Raw genomic sequence first — 18297 nt, 5'->3', positions numbered from 1 at the left:
GCAGGCCATCGGTTCAGATCTTGTCGCCCAGCGCACCCTTGACGCTGCCCTTCACATCCTGGCCGGTGCCCTTGAGTTGCTGCGCCTGGCCTTCGGCGGCGAGATCGGGATTGTTGGTCGACTTGCCGACCGCTTCCTTGATGTTGCCAGCCAGCTTGTTGCCGGCGGCGGCGAGCTTGTCGGTGGCTTCACCCATGGTTGTTCTCCTTGTCACGGCCCCGCAACGGGGTCGCTTCGGATCAATAACGCGTCACAAGGCGGGCGGGTGCCGTTCGCGCCGGCCCCCGGGCACAACATTGGCAGCTTTCAATGATTGTCGATGGATCAGCGGCCAGCGATGAAGGTCACGACCGGGCCGCGCCGGATCATGATCCGTCCGCCATCGAAACGTTCGCCGTCGATCACGAAGCCGCTCGTGGTGTCCAGCTCCACCTGACGGTCGCGGCAGCGGTGATAACCGGCCCGTGCGAGCGCATCGTCGGCACCGCCGCGCAGCAGCGCCGGCAAGTGGCGTGGCAAGTGCCGCGGCGGTGCGTCGATGGTGAGGCTGGCGACACGGTCGTCTGCAAACGGCCCATTCCCGAGCGGCGCTAATCCCAGCGGGAAGCGGCTCAGCGCGGCGGCCAGAAACATATAGGTCTGGTGGTCGATCGCGACCCTGCCGTCGCGTGCCAGCGCCATCGGCTCCCCACGGCGCCAGACGCCATTGTCACCGCCAAATAGCGTCCGGCCGATCACCGAGGCGAGCGACAGTCCCACGGCGACCCCGTTGAACGCGCCGAAGCGATGTGCCCGCTGCGCCAGCGCAGTGGCGCGCACGAAGGCGCCGCTGCCCAACAAGAAGCCGTGCAGCACCGTCGCCTCCCCTGCCCGCGTCACTGCCAGCGCGCGGCGCGTGACCCGCCGGCCGTCTGCGATTGCCCGCACGGCATCCTCAAGCGAGCGCGTGCCGATGCCGAGGTCATGCGCCAGCGCATTGGTCTTGCCGGATGGGGCCGGCGCGATCGCCGGCATTCGGGCACCGAAGAGGGGCAGGCCGATCGTCAGGATATCACGGATCGTTCCGTCACCGCCGTCAACGACCAGCGTCTCCACCCCCTCGGCCGCAAGCTGCGCCAGATGGCGTTCCAGCGCCGCCTTGCTGGCAGGCTCGTGCACCGGGATGCCTGCGACCGTGGCTGGCTGGTGCGCGTCGGCCCGACCCCGATTGTGCCGGCTGTAGATGTTGCGGACGATCGCCACGCGATGAGTTGCGGCCGGGATGGCCGCGGCAAGGGCGAGGGTCACGGACGCGCCGCCTCCCGCGCGTCCATCCCACCGCGCACCCGGCCGCGCTCTCCGCCAAACAGCCGCTTCATCGCGGCGGTGCTGATCGCGCTCGTCAGGATCACCATCGCGGCGAACAGGATCAGCTTGCCCGTCGCGCCGATCGCCATCTCATCAAGTGCAGCGGCGGCGAGGCTGCCGATCGTCAGCAGCGACACGACCCACAGCACTGCGGCCGCCGCATCTGCGATGTGGAAGCGCGACCGGCGCATGTTGAGGATGCCGGCCACCATCGGCACGGTCGCGCGCGCCGGCGCATAATAGCGCGCTGCCAGCAGCAGGGCGACACCGTGGCGGCTGAACAGCAGCCGCGCCCGCGCCGCAGCGGGGCGGTGGCGCCGGAACGGCCGGCGGTACAGCACCCGCGGGCCAAGCCAGCGGCCCATCCGGAACGACAGCCAGCCGCCCAGGATCGCGCCGATGATCGCAGGCGGACCGATGACGATCGGGTCGAGCAGCCGCGCGCCAACCATCCCCCCGATCGCCAGCATCGTCGCCGTCGCGGGAAACAGCACGCCCACCACCGCGGTACATTCCAGAAAGGTGAGCGCGCCGATCAGCAGGCCCGCGATCTCGCGATGGGCCGCAATCAGCTCGGCAGCATCGGACCAGCGATCGTGCATCGTTCGGACGTCCATTCGATCGTCGCTGCGACTACCGGGGGTTGCCCGGTCACATGGCGGCAGCGGCGGAACCGTCGGGCAACCGCCCGACGCAGATGGGGCGCAGACACGCGCCCCGCGTTCAACGGGCGCTAGCCGCCTGTCCCGCTCCTGCGCAATCGCCCCACGGAAAGATTGGGGCTTTTCAATCTACTGGCTGATAGGTGCCCCGGATCGGGCGAGGAAGCGGTAGAGGTTCAGGCCTGCGCCGCGCCGAAATCCGACCGACGACGTCGGTCGCCGTTCTCACCACGCCGATTGAGCGCCTGACGCACCCGGTCCAGCAGTTCGGCACGGCGGTACGGTTTGCTCAGCACGTCCGATGCTCGGGCGCGCGGGCCGTTAACGACCAGTTCCTCATTATAGCCGGTCGTCATCAGGATCGACACCGATGGATCGCGCGCAATGATCGCGTCGCCGAGCATCAGGCCGTTCATGCCGCCCGGCATCACCAGATCGGTGAACAGCAGGTCGATACGCGTCTTGGGGTGCAGTTCATCGAACAGGCGCAGTCCATCTTCGCCGGTAACGGCGGTCGACACCTTGTAGCCCTGGGTTTCAAGGATCTCGCGCGCCAGTGCCAACACCTCGTCATTGTCCTCGACGACGAGGATATGTGCCGGACCCAAGGTATCGTCGAGGCGTTGCTCCTCCTGCTGCTGCTCGCGCGCCGGCTCCACCTCGGCGTCGCGGCGGACCGGAAAGATCATGCGGACGGTGGTGCCGGTACCCGGCGCCGTCTCGATCTCCAGCCGCCCGCCCGACTGGCGCACGAAGCCGCTGGCCATCGCCAAGCCAAGACCCGTGCCCTTGCCCACGCCCTTGGTGGTGAAGAACGGCTCAGTTGCGCGCTCGGCCACGTCGGGGTTCATCCCCGGTCCCTCATCCTGCACCTCAAGGACGACATAGTCGCCGGGTTCCAGGTCGGTGGCGGCGATTTCCTCGGTCAGGCGCAGCGGGCGCGTGGCAATCGTCACCAGCCCACCGTCGCTCATCGCGTCGCGTGCATTGTTGACGATATTCAGCAGCGCCATTTCGAGCTGGTCAGGGTCGAGCACGACATAGGGCAGGCCGCGCCGCAGGCTGAGATGAATGTCGACCTGCTTGTTGACCGAGCTTTCGATCAGCTCGCTGAATTCCGACACCAGCTGCGTCAGGTTGACAGCGCGCGGCTCAAGCCGGGTCTTGCGTGCGAAGGCCAGCAATTGCCGTGTCAGCTTGGCACCGCGCTCGGCCGCCGATTGCGCCGCCGCGACGTAGCGCCTGATCCGGGCGGGATCGTCAGTCGCGGTGACCAGTTCCAGATTGCCGTTCACCACCTGCAGCAGATTGTTGAAATCGTGCGCCAGCCCAGCCGTGAGCTGGCCGATTGATTCCATCTTCTGGGCCTGGCGGTAGGATTGCTCGGTGTTGCGCCGCCGCGTGACATCCAGCTGACTGGCAAAGAAGAATTGCAGCTTGCCATCGGTGTCATAGACCGGGCCGATGAACACCGCATTCCAGAACGGCGTACCATCGCGGCGATAATTCAGGATCTCGAGCGCGATCGAACCCTTCTCCGCCACGGTCTCGCGGAGCTCAGCGACCGAGTTGCGGTCGGTCTGCGCTCCCTGGAGAAAGCGGCAGTTGCGTCCGAGCACTTCCGATTCCTCATAGCCGGTGAGGTCAAGGAAGGCCTTGTTGGCGAAGACGATCGGATTGTCCTCCCGATTGGGATCGGTGAGGATCATCGGCATCCGCGTCATCTCGATCGCGGCAAAGAACACGCCGCCGCGATTCTGCAGATCGGGATCGGTGATCGTGCTTTCGCGCCAATGATGCAGCCCCGGCTGCGGCATCGTCTCGGTGCTGCCCTGATCCAGCTTCCCTGCCGCGGGGCGGCCGGATGCCTGCCCCCCTCCTTCGGAGTCGGTGTGCTTGGCGGGGTCGGACGGTTCGTGCGGGGCAGGCATCAGTAATGCGGTACGAGCCAGCAGTCTAAAAGTTCAAGCCATGTTTGCGCTTCCTTGCGACGAAACGCAATGATGAGGCCGCGTTGCGCGCCAGTCATGCAGACGGCGACCGTGGGCATCTCATCACCTTGCCAGGCATGTAGAGAAGCCGTTTTCCCCTACTTCATTCCGCGATGACAAGCGGAAGCCGCCAAGCAATCTGCGCAGGCTGATCGAAGTTAGCGGGTTTTCCCGTCGTCGCCGGCCTTTGCGCGGAGACGATCCGCCGGCTCATGGGTTGAGGACCGCAGAAGATCGATGGCGGGCATTATCCCATCATATCGGGGTCCTGCCCCCGATCTTCGCTGTCTGTCACGCAAAGGAGTCAAGCCTGATGCCCAGTCACGATGTGCTTCGCGAATTGTTCATCACCGGCCTGGTCAACGCGCATGCGGTGGAAAAGCAGGCCCTTTCGATCATGACCCCGCAAGTGGCGCGCATCGAACACTACCCCGAAGTCGCCGATCGGCTGCGCGCTCATATCGAGGAGACCAACGGCCAGATTGCGCGGCTGGAGGAGATCCTGGCGAGTTTCGAGACCAGCAGTTCCACGATCAAGGACCTTGGCCTCAGCATGTCCGGCAGCATGGCCGCGATCACGCACAGCATGGCGGGTGACGAGATCGTCAAGAACAGCTTCGCGAACTACGCCTTCGAGCATTTCGAGATCGCCGCGTACAAGTCGCTGCTGGTCATGGCCGATGACGGCGGCTTCTCCACTGCCACGGCCGCGCTGAAGCAGTCGCTGCGCGAAGAAGAGGCGATGGCCGCGTGGATCGATGAATCGCTACCAATGGTCACGCGCCGTTATGCGACGCTCTATGCTGAGGGCGGCTCCCTGAAGGCCAAGGTGTAAGCGAAGGCCAAGGTGTGAGCGCCAGCGCGGGCGCCGCTCTATAGCCCCCGCTAAGCTCTTGAAAGAGCGGCGATGATTTCCATATCGCCGCTACCCTGCAACAACTGAAAGGAGGTGGTCGAATGTCTCATTGTCTCACGCCGCTCAAGGCTCACTCGATGAACGCGGCCTCCACCAAGGTGGTCGTCGCCTGACGAAGGCCCTGAACGGCTGACAATGGAAAGGCCGTCCTCGCAAGAGGGCGGCCTTTCGCTTTTAAAGGTCGAACGGGAGACGCATTGATCGGGCGCGGGCGCGCCTATTCGGTCGAACCTGCATTGGGCTGCTCGCCGGTCTTCTGCTCGCCGAGCTGGCCGGTGCCATGATAGGCGCGTTCGGACTGGCCGCCGTCGAACTTGCCGCCCTTCTTGCTCCCATTCTTGTCGCTGTGTGGGTTGGGATAGGCGCCGCCCTGGCTCTCGCCGCCGCTCTTCTCCTGCCCGGGCGTTTCACCGCTGCGCGCCGTCTTGCTCGCGGCGCCGTCTGCCTGCATCGGCTGCTTGCTGCTCATCATCACCTCCGGATGCCGATCACGCGGTCACAAGACCCTGATCGGCTTGGGTTCTCCAGAGGCAACGAAGCGCCGGACCGCCCGTTCCCGGCGCGGCCCAACGCCGCCGACGCGGAAAGCGTCAGCCGTCCAGCCGCTCGATGATGATCGCCGGCGCCATGCCGCCAAAGGCGCATTGCGTGATCAGCGCATAGCGTCCGCCGGAACGCTCAAGCTCGTCCAGGGCGGTCCCGATCAACATCGATCCTGTCGCCCCGATCGGATGGCCGAGCGCAATGGCGCCACCATTGATGTTGACCTTGCCACGGTCGAGCCCGAGATCGCGGATCGCCTTTTCGGTGACGACGGCGAATGCCTCGTTGATCTCCCACACGTCGATGTCGTCCACGGTCAGACCGGCACGCTCGAGCGCCTTGCGCGCGGCGGGCACCGGCGCGTTGAGGATCAACGTCGGGCAATCACCCTGGTTGACGGCGGTGACGATGCGCGCGCGCGCCTTCCAGCCATTGGCCCGCAAGCCCTCCTCGGAGGCGAGCAGCAGCGCTGCCGAGCCATCCACCACGCCCGATGACGTCCCGGCATGATGCGCCGGCTCCCATTCCAGCTCGGGATATTTGCGCTGGATCATCTGCTTCATCGTGGTGCCATCAGGGGATGCCGGCACGTTGGCGATCGCGGCGAAGCTGGGCTTCAGCGCCGCGAGGCTTTCCGCGGTGGTTTCCGGCCGGGGATATTCGTCGTGGTCCAGCGCAACCGTGCCGTCGTCGTTATGGACCGGGACGATGCTGCGGTCGAAGCGGCCCTCCGCCATGGCAAGCGCGGCGCGGCGCTGGCTCTCGGCGCCAAATGCATCGAGTTCGGCGCGTCCGATGCCCTCCATCGCGGCGATCGCGTCCGCGGCGACGCCGACGTGCGAGATCGGATGCTCCTCGTACAGCGCGTAATTGCCCTTGGCGCGCCCAAGCTCCGCGAAGGGCGTTCCCTGCTCCCAGCCGTCCGCCTCGGCATGGTGGCTCATCATCTCGGTCCCGCCGGCGATAACGACATCCTCGAACCCGGCGATGATCTGTGACGCGGCAAAGCCGACGCTGCTGATCCCACCGCCGCAGTAACGGTCAAGCGTCACGCCCGACGCCTTGACGTCATAGCCCGCGAACAGCGCGGACAGCCGGCCCAGATCACCGCCCTGCTTGCCGCGCTGCTGGCTGGTCGACCAGATGATGTCGTCCACCCGCGACGTATCCAGCGCGTTGCGGTCGCGCAGCGCCTTCAGCACGGTGGCGCCAAGGTGCTGGGGATGCAGATGCGTCAGGGCACCCTTGCCCAGCTTGCCCCCCCCGCGCGGGGTGCGGACGGCATCGACGATATAGGCAGCGGACATGGCAGCTCTTCCTTCCATGAGGCATCAAATCGACCCTGCAGCGTTGCCGCAGGGATCGGACGGATCAGCGCGGCGCCATGCGGATGGCGCCGTCGAGGCGGATCGACTGGCCGTTGAAATAGGCGTTGCGCACCAGTTCGAGAACCAGCGAGGCATATTCCTCCGGCTTGCCCAGGCGCTTGGGGAAGGGCACCGACGCGTTGAGATTGTCGAACACCTGCTGTGGCAGCTTGCCCAGCAGCGGCGTGCCGAAGATGCCCGGCATGATCGCGTTCACGCGAATGCCCAGGTCCATGAGGTCACGCGCCATCGGCAGCACCATGCCGTTTACGCCCGACTTGCCGGCGCCGTAAGCCACCTGCCCGATCTGCGCGTCCTGCGCCGCGACCGATGAGGTCAGGATGATCGCGCCACGCTCGCCGTCCTCCAGCGGCTCCAGCCCGGCCATCCCGAACGCCGACAGCGAGGCCATGCGGTAGCTGGAGATCAGGATGCCGTCGGTGGCAAAGGCGAAATCCTCGGTGGAGAAGCGGGTGAACTCGCCGGTCTGCTTGTTGCGGCCGACAGTCTTGCCCTTGCGGTTGGCCATCGCGCAGTGAACCAGAATACGCTCCTGCCCGTGGGCGGCACGCGCCTTCTCGAAACCGGCGAGGACCGACTCCTCGCTCATGATGTTCACGTGGCAGAAGATGCCGCCGATCGCGTCGGCGACTTCCTGTCCCGCTTCCTCGTTCAGATCGAAGATGGCAACCTTCACGCCGGCGGCGGCGAGCGCCTCCGCACTGGCGCGGCCGAGGCCGGAGGCGCCGCCGGTCACGACGGCGGCGGTGTCAGCGGTGATCTGCATTCAGTGATTCCCTTCAGAAAAGAAAGCGTTGCTCACGCGCCAGCAGCTTCGCGGCGCATCACGACGGCGGCCCGCCAGAAACAGGCCGCCGACAGGAAGGAGACCAGCGACGTCGCCGCCAGCGCGTAGCGTACCCCCTCCGCCTCGCCGTAGCTGGTGGCGAACAGGTCGCTGATCAGCCCGGTGAGCAGCGCGCCCAAGCCCAGCCCGCCTGCATTGAGGACAAACAGGAAGATCGCGGTGGCAGTGGCGCGTGAGCGCTGGGCGATCATGCCCTGGATGGCGGCGAACACCGGGCCGAACCACATGTTCTTGAAGAACAGGGGCACGGTCAGCAGCACGAGGATCGTCAGGCCGCTGCCGAGAAAGAATACCGCGGCGAGAAGCGGGCCGGAGATCAGCATCGAAATCGCAGCGACCATGCCATAGCCGCCGGGTCCACGCGCGACATAGCGATCGCCGAGGCGCCCGCCGATCAAGGTGCCAAGGCCGCCGGACACGCCCAGCACGATGCCCAGGGTGACGCCGATGAAGGCGAGCGGCCCGGCGAAGCCGACCGCCTGCGCCGCGGCGGTGAGTTCCGGTGTGTAGTTGCGCAGAAAGAAGGAGACGTAGAACGCTTGCTGCCCATAGCCGACGAAGGAGGTGATCGCCGAGCCCGCGGCGAGCCACCAGAAGGCAGGCTGACCGCGCAATTGCTTCAGCACCGCGCTGAGCGGCAGCAGGTTCGCACGATCCTTCGGCGTTCCTGCGGGGCGCGGGTCGCGCAGCGTGGCAAAGGCGATCACGCCCAGCAGGATGCCGGGCGCGCCAGCGACCATGAAGGCCGCCCGCCAGCCATAGCTTTGCGCGATCAGCCCACCGATCATCAGGCCCGCGAGCGAGCCGATCGGCACGCCCATCGAGAAAGTGCCGAGCGCCGACGCGCGCCGGTTCGCCGGCACGCTGTCGGCAATCAGCGACTGCGCCGAGGGCGTGCACCCCGCTTCCCCCACACCGACACCGATGCGGGCGAACAGGATTTGCGCAAAGGTCGTCGTCAGGCCGCACAGGATGGTGAAGCCACTCCACACGACAAGACACCCGGAGATGATCCGGCCGCGGTGATAGCGTTCCGCGAGGCGTGCCATGGGGATGCCCAGCGTCGTGTACAGCATGGCGAAGCCGAGGCCCGTCATCGCGCCCAGCTGCCAGTCGGCGAGCCCCAGATCGCGCTTGATCGGTTCGGCCAGGATGTTGACGATCTGCCGATCGACGAAGTTCAGCATGTAGATGACGGTCAGCAGCCACACCGAATAGCGTGCGGCCGCAGCGCTTGGCAGCGGGAAGGACGCCGCACCCTGCGGTTCCGCCGCCGGTGCAGCGGGTTGCAGACCCCCCGGCACCGTGTCCGATCGACCCATCGTTGCCGCGTCGCTCATTGGATCACCATTTCTGTATCCTCGGCCAGCAAGGTGTCGCGCAGTCGCCGCTTCACCAGCTTGCCCGCATCGGTACGCTCCAGCGTGGGTCGGAAAACGTAGCGGCGCGGCACCTTCACCGGACTGAGGCCCTGGCGGGCGAAGGCGTCGAGGTCGGCGGCCAGCGCTGCTTCGTCCAGGAGCGGCCATATGCGCGGCTCGACCAGTGCCACCACCCGCTCGCCCATCTCGGGATCGGGCAATCCGACGACCGCCACATCGGCGACCTGTGCGTGCTGCAACAGGCGGTTCTCCACCTCCTGCGGGTAGATGTTCACGCCGCCCGAGATGATCATGAAGCTGGCGCGATCGGTGAGGTACAGGAAGCCGTCGGCATCGATGCGCCCGATGTCGCCGAGGGTGGGCCAGCCATGCTGGTTGTACGCCGCGGCAGTGCGTTCGGGATCCTTGTGATAGGCGAAGGGATTGGCGTTGGCGAAGCGCACAAGTCCTTCGTCGCCCGTCGAAAGCGGCTCCCCATCCTCGCCACAGATGCGGATCTCGCCCTGGACCGCGCGGCCGACGGTGCCGGGATGCGCGAGCCAGTCGCTGCAGGTGGCGACGGTGAGGCCGACCCCTTCGGTCCCGCTGTAGAATTCGCCGACGATTGGCCCCAACCACTCGATCGCGCGGTACTTCAGCGGCACGGGACAGGGTGCGCCGGCGTGGAACACGGAGCGGAGCGAGGAGATGTCGTGGCCTCCGCGCTCCTCGGCGGGCAGCGCGAGCATGCGGGCAAGATGCGTTGGCACCACCTGCGCGATGGTCACGCGGTGGCGGGCGATCGCCGACAGCGCCGCGGCGGCGTCGAACCGTTCCATGAGGATGACGGTGCCGCCGAGGCGATGGATCGCAAGGCTCCAGCGCAGCGGGGCGGCATGGTATAGCGGCGCGGGGCAGAGATAGATGCTGTCCTGCGCATAGCCGAAGAAGCGGGTGCCGATTTCGACCGCGCGGGGCGGCTGGTCGAAGCTGGCGGGAAGCGGCGACTTGATGCCCTTCGGGAAGCCCGTGGTGCCCGACGAATAGAGCATGTCGGTGCCGGGCGCCTCGTCGCGCACGGGATGATCGGGGTAGCGGCGCACCGTCGCGACCAGATCATCGTCGAGGCATGAAGTGCGCCCCGGCAAGGGCGGCTCGCCGAGGCGTTCCAACACCCGAGCCGAGAGGATGGCGATCCGCGCATCGGCGTCGCGCAGGATATAGTCGACCTCTCCGGCGGTCAGCGCGGTCGCGATCAGCAGATAATGGACGCCGATCCGCTGCGCGCCCCAGATGAACTCGTACAAACGCGGGTGATTTTCCGCCATGATCGCGACGACCTCGCCGGCGCGAACGCCCTGATCGCGCAGCCAGTGCGCCACCTGATTGGCGCGTGCCTCAAGCTCGGCATAGGTGACGCCCTCACCGGTGCCGGCCATGATATAGGCCGGTTTGTCAGGGGTTTGCGTGGCAAATCGGCGGGGGTGCATGGCTAGGGTCGCAGCCCGCGGAGGATGAAGTCCACCGCCTCTGCGGTGAAGGTACGCACGAACGTGTCCTGCGAGGGCGCGCCGTTCATCAGGTCGCCGAAGGGGACGCGGGTGGCGAACAGGTACTGGCAGGCGCCGACGATGAGGAAATAGGCGTGGTCGGGATCGATCGCGCGGAATTCGCCCGCGGCGACCCCCTGCTCGATAATCCGGCGCTGGGCGTTGATCAGCGGCTCGACGAAATTGGCCTTGATCCGCTCCGACGCCTCGTTGCCAGAGTCGCGCACCAGGCGGTTGAGCAGCCCGTTCAGATACGGGTGACGGGCGTAATTGCGAATGATTCCGGTGACATGCAGGGTCAGTTTTTGGGTGGCCGACACGTCCATTGCGAGCAGCCCCTCAAGCTGGGTAAGCGAGCGGCTGGTATCGGCCTCCACCAGCGCGGTGAGCAGCCCTTCCTTGCCACCGAAATAATATTTCACGAGCGGGGCGGTGACGCCGGCGCGGCGGGCGATGGCGTGAAGCGAGACATCGCTGCTGCCGGTTTCGATCATCAGGTCGCGCGCGGCGTCGAGCAGGATATCGCGTGCGGAGGCCCCAAGACGGGCCGCACCGGCGGCCGCGCCGCGATCAGTGGCGGCCGTCATGCGGCCTGCCGCCGGCCTGCCAGCGGAGACAATCGGCCACGGAACGCCCGGTGCCGGCCACATCCCCGATCATCCATTCCGTCGCCGTTCGCCATCACCTGCCCATTTTTCGTTCGCCGCTGAATAGACCCGATTTTTCACACTTGTAAAGCAAAGTGTGAAAGGGCATTAAAGGCCTTCTTGTTCATCCGTTAAAAAGATGATCAGTCGACCTGCGGCCATGCCCTGCCAGCGATATCCGAGGATACGGAGCGCGCGGGGACCGGGTGGATCGAAGGTGCGTGCAAGGGAGAGGGAAGTCTTGAAGCTCATCAACATGCTGGCGTGCTGCTCCATCATCGCCATCAGTGCGACCAGTGCGGCGGCGCAGACCGCGCCGGCCGGCCTTGGCACCGTGCCCGACGATGCGGTCGCCGGCACCGCGCCGACCGGCACCCCCGGCCAGTCGCAGACCGAGTCGCTGGAGCCGGCAGCATCGGCCGAGCGCGAATCCGCCTCCTCCACCGATGGTGACATCATCGTCACGGGTTCGCGCGTCGTCAGCAACGGATACCAGGCGCCGACGCCGATCACCGTCGTCGGGAGCCAGGACCTGCGCAACGCCGCGCCGAACCTGACCGAGGCGCTGCGCCAATTGCCGCAGCTGACCGGATCGACCGGGCCGTCGACCCCGAGCTTCACGCCGGGCGGATCGGTATCGAGCACGTCGAGCACCGCCAATCTGCGCAACCTGGGCATCACCCGCACGCTGGTGCTGCTGGACGGGCGCCGTCCGCCGGCATCGGGCGTGACCGGCACCGCGGACATCTCGATGTTCCCGCAGCAGCTGATCAAGCGCGTCGACATCGTGACCGGCGGCGCATCGGCGGCCTATGGATCGGACGCGGTGGCCGGCGTCGTCAATTTCGTGCTCGACACCAAATTCCGCGGTGTGATGGGCGAGCTGCGCAACGGCATCTCGACGCATGGCGACGGGCATAGCTGGGCCGCCGAGGCATCGGCCGGCTTTGGCTTCGACGACGATCGCGGCAGCATCGTCATCAGCGGATCGATCAACGAACAGGCGCCGGTCGACGGGCGCGCGCGCGAATGGGCCAATCGTGGCTGGGCGATGGTGCCCAACCCGCTGTCGGGCCAGGCGGGGCAGCCGCAGCTGCTGCTGCGCGAGAACGTCAATCTTGCCGCCGCGACCTATGGCGGGCTGATCACCGGGATGCGCCGCGGCGGGACGCGGATCACCACCGGGCCGCTGCGCGACATCCAGTTCGGCGCGGATGGTTCGCAATCCGCCTATCGCCACGGCGAGCTGTTCACCGGGACGGTCGAGGTCGGCGGCGACGGCCCGCGCTACCCGGCGGCGATCGTGTCGGAGCTGAACGCCAAGAACATCTTCGGCCATGCCGAATATGAGTTCAGCAACAATTTCTCGGTCTTTGCCGAAGGTGCCTATGGCTATTCGCGCAGCGAATATCCGCTGCTGGCGCCGTTCTTCATCGGCACCGCCGCGCTGGTCGTGCAGGCGGACAATGCCTTCCTGCCCGACAATCTGCGCAATGCGATGGCCGCCAACGGATACAGCGCGATCGAGCTGGGCAAGGTCGACATGACCTTTGGCCAGAACCGGGTGACCAACACGACCAAGACGCTGAACCTGACCGCCGGGTTCAAGGCGACGGTCGGCCAGTTCACCATCGACGGCTATTACGAACATGGCGAGTCGCGTTACCTGCTGGAAACCAGCAACCAGCGGATCAACGCCAACACGCGCCTGGCGGCGGATGCGGTGGTCAATCCAGCGACCGGCCAGATCGTCTGCCGTTCGTCGCTGACCAACCCCGACAATGGCTGCGTGGCGTGGAACCCGTTCGGCCAGACGCCGATGACGGCGGAGCAGCGCGCCTATCAGCAGGGTGCCGGTTTCGCACGGTCGATCGCCAAGCAGGACGTCGTCGCGCTGACGGTGCGTGGCAATCTGTTCTCCACCTGGGCGGGCGACGTGGCGGCCGCGGTGGGCGCCGAATATCGTGACATGTCGGGCACGATCACGGTCGATCCGATTTCGCAGGGGATCGGGTTCGTCGCGACCAATCCGCAACCGTCGGGCGGCGGATACAATGTGAAGGAAGCGTTCGGCGAAGTGCTGGTGCCGCTGTATCGTGGCGACAATTTCCTGCAGTCGATCGACTTCAACGGTGCGATCCGCCGCACGGATTACAGCACCAGCGGCGGCGTGACGACGTGGAAGCTGGGCCTGACCAGCGAGGTGGTATCCGGCCTGCGGCTGCGCGGCACCTATTCGCAGGACATCCGCGCACCCAATATCGGCGACCTGTTCGGGCCGCGTTCGCGCAACGTCGTGGCGATCGTCGACCCGTTCAACAATAACCTGGTGACGCAGAACGTGTTCACCTTCACCGGCAGCAACCCCGACCTGCTGCCCGAGCGCGCCAAGACGATTGCGGCCGGCCTGTCCTATCGCCCCGAATTCCTGCCGGGGCTCGGCTTCTCGGTCGACTATTACAAGATCAAGATCGACGATGCGATCCAGACGCTGTCGGCGCAGCAGCTGGTCAACCAGTGCTTTGCCGGTGACCAGGGGCTGTGCGCGCTGACGGTGCGCGGCGCCGACGGGCGGCTGACCGACGTCAACGGCGTCGCGCTGAACATCGCGACGGTCGACATTTCCGGCATCGACTTCGACGCGAGCTACCAGACGCGCTTTGCCGGCGGGCAGCTGAGCCTGCGCGGGATTGCGACGTATCTCGACAATTACACGCAGGAAGCGCGCGGCGTGGCGGCGGTGCAATATGCCGGCACGGGATCCTTCCCCAGCTGGCGCGCGAACCTGCAGGCGACCTATACGTCGGGCGGCACCACCATCGCGATCCAGGAGCGGTTCATCGGCGCGCACCGCCGCGTGATCCCGCCGGTCACGATCGACCAGGATCACGTGCCGGCGGTGTTCTACACCAACCTCACGATCCGCCAGCAGATCGAGGCGGGCAACGCCAAGCCGGAGCTGTTCCTGTCGATCAACAATCTGTTCGACAAGGATCCACCGCCGTCGGACACCAACAACATCTCGCTCGGCACGTCGCGCGTGGTGGACCCGCTGCTGTACGACACGATCGGGCGGTACATCACGGTCGGCGGGCGCATCCGCTTCTGAGCATTGGGCGGGGGTGAGCGCCCCTGCCCTTTTCTCGAAAAGTCACGGCCCGGTCGCAGGTTCGCTGCGGCCGGGCCCTTTGGTGTCAGGCGGTCCAGCCGGCGAGATCGGGCTGTTCGCCGATCAGCGCCAGGCCATGCGCGATCGAGGTGAGTTCACCGCCGGTGGCGATCCGCTCACTGCCGAAGCGGCGGTCGAAGATCGCGCGGATCGCGGGGATGAGCGAGGAACCGCCGGTGAGGAACACGCGGTCGATCGCGGCCGCGTCGGTTGCGGCGCGCGCCAATGCCACGTCCATCGCCGCCTCGATCCGGATGAGGTCGTCGGCGATCCATTGTTCGAACGCTTCGCGCGTGACGGTCGCGCGCAGGTCGACGCCGCCGCCCTCGAAATGGAACACCGCCTCCTCCCCCTGCGACAGCGCGCGCTTCACCTGCCCCACGGCATCGTAGAGCGGGAAACCCTGTTCATGCTCGATCAGCGCGATCATTCGGCCGATGGGCACGGGATCGATGCAATCACGCTGAAGCCGGCGAAGCTCCTCCAGCGTGCGACGGTTGCGCATCATGGCGAGGCGCGACCAATCGGCGAAATCGGCGAAATAGCCGCCGGGAATGTCGAGCACCTTGCCGAACGAGCGATAGTGGCCGCCCTTGCCCAGCAGCGGCAGCAGCAGCTGGCTGACGATGCGCTGGTCGAAGCGATCGCCGGCAATACCGATGCCGGCGGAGGCGAGCGGGACACAGCGGCGCGCGGCGCCGGGCGCCTCGACCCGGACGATCGAAAAATCGGTCGTGCCGCCGCCGAAATCGGCGACCAGGATCGTCGCTGGTTCCGTCAGCCGCGCGGCATAGCTGAACGCGGCGCCGAGCGGTTCATAGACATAGTGAAGCTCTACCCCGAAATCGGCCAGCATCGCGTCATAGCGTTGCCGCGCGAGTGCCGGATCGGGCCGCGCGCCGGCATATTCGACTGGACGGCCGACGATGACGCGGCGCGGGCGGCGATCGAGCCGGCCGCCGCTGTGCGCGACGAGCCGCTGCAGGAAACGCTGTCCCAGATCCTCGAAGCGGAACGGCTTGCCGAAGATCAGCGCGCGTTCGAACGAGGCGCTGGCCGCGACGGTCTTGAACGATTGCACGAAGCGGCTGTCGAGCGGGGAATCGAGATATTCGCCGATCGCCCAGGGCCCCGCCTCATGTGCGATGCCGTTCCACGCGTCCTCATCCTCCCAGAAGCACAGCGCCGAGCGGAATACCGGGCCGGTGGCGCGATCACCGGCGAAGGAGACGAGGTGCGATTCGCCCGTGCCGTCGGCCAGCGCGGCGACGGTGTTGGTGGTGCCGAAATCGAGGCCGAGCGCAGTGGCGGCGCTGTCCACGCGATGTCTCCCTTGTTGGTCGTGGCGAGACCCGCCGAAAGGGCGGCGCCTATCGCACGGCCGACAGGGGCGAACAAGCGTGGCGGCGGCCGCTATTCGTAGCGCAGCGCGCGGATCGGGTTGGCGCGGGCGACCTTGAACGCATGGCCGGCGATGGTGACGACCGCGATTCCCAGCGCGACGCCGCCGGCGAGGAAGAACGGCACCGGGGTCAGCGCCATGCGCGTGTCGAAGCCGTTCAGCCAGTCACGCATCGCCCACCAGGCGACCGGCCAGGCGATGAGATTGGCGATCAGCACCGGGCGGCTGAACTGCCAGACGAGCAGCCGGACGATATCGATCGTGCGCGCGCCCAGCACCTTGCGGATGCCGATCTCCTTCGTACGGCGCTCGGCGGTGAAGGCGGCGAGGCCGAACAGCCCGAGGCAGGCGATCACCACCGCGAGCACCGCGAATCCGGCGAAGATCTGCGCGCGCTTTTCCTCCGCATCGTAGAGCTCCTCGATGATCGCCTCGCTGAACTTGCCCTCGAACGGTACGTCGCTGGCGGCGGCGCGCCACTCGCGCTCCACCGCGGCGCGGACGGCGGCGGGATCACCGTCGTAGCGGATCACCATGGTCGAGGGCCCCTCTCGCGAACCGATGAACACGATCGGCTCCAGCGGCTCACGCACCGAGCGGAAGCGGGAATCGCGCACCACGCCGACGACCGTGATCGGCACGTCGCCATATTGCTCGCCCAACGCCATGCGGAAGGTCTTGCCGAGCGCCGCCGCGGGATCGGCGGCGCCAAGCTTTCGCGCGGCATATTCGTTGACCACAACATTGGCGCCGCGGGCGACCAATGCGCGGACCTCGGCCGGATCCTCCGGGAAGGAGAGCGTCTGATCGTCCATCGGCCGGGCAGGGTCGAACCAGCGACCGGCGACGAGCTGAAGCCCCATGGCGTCGCGGAAGTCGTGGTCGACGCGGTAGCGGCCAAGCGCGACGGGCTGCGGATTGCCCGGAACGAGCACGCCGGTGGTGTTGGTGTTCTGCGTCGCGACGCCGATGTCGGTGCGGCCGACCGCAACGACCCCGGGCACGCGCTTCATCCGCTCGGCAATCTGCTCGCCCCGGCCGATCAGCTGGTAGCGGCTCATGTTGCCGACCTGCAGCAGGTGATCGCGCTGGTAGCCGGGATCGACCGAGCGGGCGTAGACGGTCTGGCCGTAGACGATCGCGGTGCAGATGATGAGGCCGATCGAGATGGCGAATTGCGCCACCACCAGCATGTTGCGCAGCATGCCGGTGCCGGGGGTCTCGGTGGATGACTTGTTCGCCTTCAGCACGCTGGCCGGCTGAAAGCGCGACAGGAAGAAGGCGGGGTAGAGGCCGCCGGCGACACCGACGATCAGCATCAGCGCGAGCGCCGGCCACAACATGCCGTCGGCGCCGAAATAGCTGAAGCGCAGGTCGGCATCGAGGAAGGCGGCGAAGGGGCGGACCAGCAGCTCACCCAGCGCCAGCGCGATGGCGACGGCGATGGCGGCGATCAGCAGCGATTCACCGACGAACTGAACGATCAGCTGGCGGCGCGTCGCGCCCAGCACCTTGCGCAGCGCGACCTCGCGGGCGCGCTGGCCGGCGCGGGCAGTGGCAAGGTTGGTGAAGTTCACCACCGCCATCAGCAGGATCAGCACCGCGATGATGGCGAAGGTGACGATCGAGCGGTGATCGTTGCCCGGCGCCATCGAGCCGGCCTGCGCGACGCCGAGGTGAACGTCCGCCACCGGAACCAGTGCCCAGTCGGTATCGTCGCCGGCATTGTAGCGCGTGCCGGCGAGATTTTCGTCGGGGATGTTGCGTTTCTCCCAGGCGGGGAGCTGCGCATTCAGCGCGTCGGCGTCGGTGCCGGGTTTCAGCCGGGCATAGACCCAGCCCGACTGGCATTGCCAGCAGGTGAGGAATTCGGGTTCCTGCGTGAAATAGGAGCCGAAATCACGCCGCACGACCGCGTTGATGCGAAGGTGCGAGTTCTTGGGCAGATCCTGAAGCACCGCATTGACGCGGTAATCATAGGTCTTGCCCTTCTGAATGAGGCTGAGCGTCCGGCCGACGACATCGTCGGTGCCGAACTGGCGGATTGCCTCCGACCGGGTCAGCACCGCGGTGTCGGGGGCGTTCAGCGCGTTCTTCGACCCGCGCAGGATCGGCAGGTCGACCACGGCGAGGAAATCATTGTCCGCCGTGAGATAGTCTTCCGCCGTGCTCACCTGCCCCTGGCGGAGGATCGAGGGGGTGCCGCCGAGCACGTAGCTGACCGCCTCCACCTGCGGGAAATCCTTCTTCAGCCGCTCGGCCGTGATGTAGCTCGACATCTGCAGCATGTACGGCGCGCCGTCGCGCGGATTGGGCATCCACGTCTGGAATTGATAAGTATCCTCGCCGCGCGGCAGCCAGCGATCGTAGCTGGTTTCATAGCGGATGAAGACCAGGATCAGCAGGCAGGCCGCCATGCCGATCGCCAGCCCCAGGAGGTTGATGATCGAATAAGCGCGGTTCTTCGCCAGGGC

At 66.6% G+C, this 18297-nt stretch carries 14 protein-coding genes; 2 read left to right on the top strand and 12 right to left on the bottom strand.

What is annotated here, in order from left to right:
- Positions 1-13 precede the first annotated feature (13 nt).
- The 4 genes from L8F96_RS15260 to L8F96_RS15245 form a co-directional block, all read right to left on the bottom strand.
- A complete protein-coding gene (locus L8F96_RS15260) occupies positions 14-196 on the bottom strand; it encodes a CsbD family protein (protein WP_046408228.1) in 183 nt (60 codons plus the stop codon).
- A gap of 128 nt (positions 197-324) precedes the next feature.
- Positions 325-1287 carry a diacylglycerol/lipid kinase family protein gene (locus L8F96_RS15255; RefSeq protein ID WP_334656522.1) on the bottom strand — a complete coding sequence of 321 codons (963 nt, stop codon included), beginning with the start codon at positions 1285-1287 and terminating at the stop codon, positions 325-327.
- A complete protein-coding gene (locus L8F96_RS15250; protein WP_334656521.1) occupies positions 1284-1964 on the bottom strand; it encodes a DedA family protein in 681 nt (226 codons plus the stop codon). Before L8F96_RS15250 ends, L8F96_RS15255 begins: the two co-directional genes overlap by 4 nt.
- 221 nt (positions 1965-2185) lie before the next feature.
- A complete protein-coding gene (locus tag L8F96_RS15245; RefSeq protein ID WP_334656520.1) occupies positions 2186-3940 on the bottom strand; it encodes a histidine kinase famiy protein in 1755 nt (584 codons plus the stop codon).
- A 373-nt stretch (positions 3941-4313) separates the two neighbouring features.
- Between L8F96_RS15245 and L8F96_RS15240 the strand changes: the two genes are divergently transcribed.
- The gene (locus L8F96_RS15240) at positions 4314-4835 is read left to right on the top strand and encodes a ferritin-like domain-containing protein (protein WP_334656519.1); all 522 of its coding nucleotides are present in this window, start codon (positions 4314-4316) and stop codon (positions 4833-4835) included.
- 298 nt (positions 4836-5133) lie between these two features.
- Here L8F96_RS15240 and L8F96_RS15235 read toward each other — a convergent pair whose 3' ends face one another.
- From L8F96_RS15235 to L8F96_RS15210, 6 genes are all read right to left on the bottom strand, one after another.
- Complete coding sequence (locus L8F96_RS15235) at positions 5134-5385, bottom strand: hypothetical protein (protein WP_125945627.1); 252 nt, start codon at positions 5383-5385, stop codon at positions 5134-5136.
- 121 nt (positions 5386-5506) lie between these two features.
- On the bottom strand, positions 5507-6766 hold the full coding sequence (locus L8F96_RS15230; RefSeq protein WP_125945628.1) for an acetyl-CoA C-acetyltransferase: 1260 nt from the start codon (positions 6764-6766) through the stop codon (positions 5507-5509).
- Positions 6767-6830: 64 nt separating this feature from the next.
- Positions 6831-7613 (bottom strand): SDR family oxidoreductase, encoded by a 783-nt coding sequence (locus tag L8F96_RS15225; protein WP_125945629.1) that lies wholly within the window; start codon positions 7611-7613, stop codon positions 6831-6833.
- Positions 7614-7645: 32 nt separating this feature from the next.
- Positions 7646-9034 (bottom strand): spinster family MFS transporter, encoded by a 1389-nt coding sequence (locus L8F96_RS15220; protein WP_197075421.1) that lies wholly within the window; start codon positions 9032-9034, stop codon positions 7646-7648.
- Entirely contained in the window at positions 9031-10545 is a 1515-nt protein-coding gene (locus tag L8F96_RS15215) for an AMP-binding protein (RefSeq protein WP_334656518.1), read from the bottom strand. The genes L8F96_RS15220 and L8F96_RS15215 overlap by 4 nt, the downstream gene beginning before the upstream one ends.
- A gap of 2 nt (positions 10546-10547) precedes the next feature.
- The gene (locus L8F96_RS15210) at positions 10548-11192 is read right to left on the bottom strand and encodes a TetR family transcriptional regulator (RefSeq protein WP_052742460.1); all 645 of its coding nucleotides are present in this window, start codon (positions 11190-11192) and stop codon (positions 10548-10550) included.
- 301 nt (positions 11193-11493) lie between these two features.
- On the opposite strand from L8F96_RS15210, the gene L8F96_RS15205 reads away from it, so the two are divergent.
- Complete coding sequence (locus L8F96_RS15205) at positions 11494-14361, top strand: TonB-dependent receptor domain-containing protein (RefSeq protein ID WP_334656517.1); 2868 nt, start codon at positions 11494-11496, stop codon at positions 14359-14361.
- An 85-nt stretch (positions 14362-14446) separates the two neighbouring features.
- On the opposite strand, the gene L8F96_RS15200 is transcribed toward L8F96_RS15205, so the two are convergent.
- Positions 14447-15742 carry an Hsp70 family protein gene (locus L8F96_RS15200; RefSeq protein WP_334656516.1) on the bottom strand — a complete coding sequence of 432 codons (1296 nt, stop codon included), beginning with the start codon at positions 15740-15742 and terminating at the stop codon, positions 14447-14449.
- A gap of 92 nt (positions 15743-15834) precedes the next feature.
- Positions 15835-18297 (bottom strand): ABC transporter permease (locus tag L8F96_RS15195; RefSeq protein WP_334656515.1); only part of this gene is annotated, 2463 nt, incomplete at its 5' end.

Source organism: Sphingomonas panaciterrae (assembly GCF_036890205.1).
Lineage (GTDB): Bacteria > Pseudomonadota > Alphaproteobacteria > Sphingomonadales > Sphingomonadaceae > Sphingomonas > Sphingomonas panaciterrae.
This window is presented reverse-complemented; position numbering and strand designations above follow the sequence as displayed.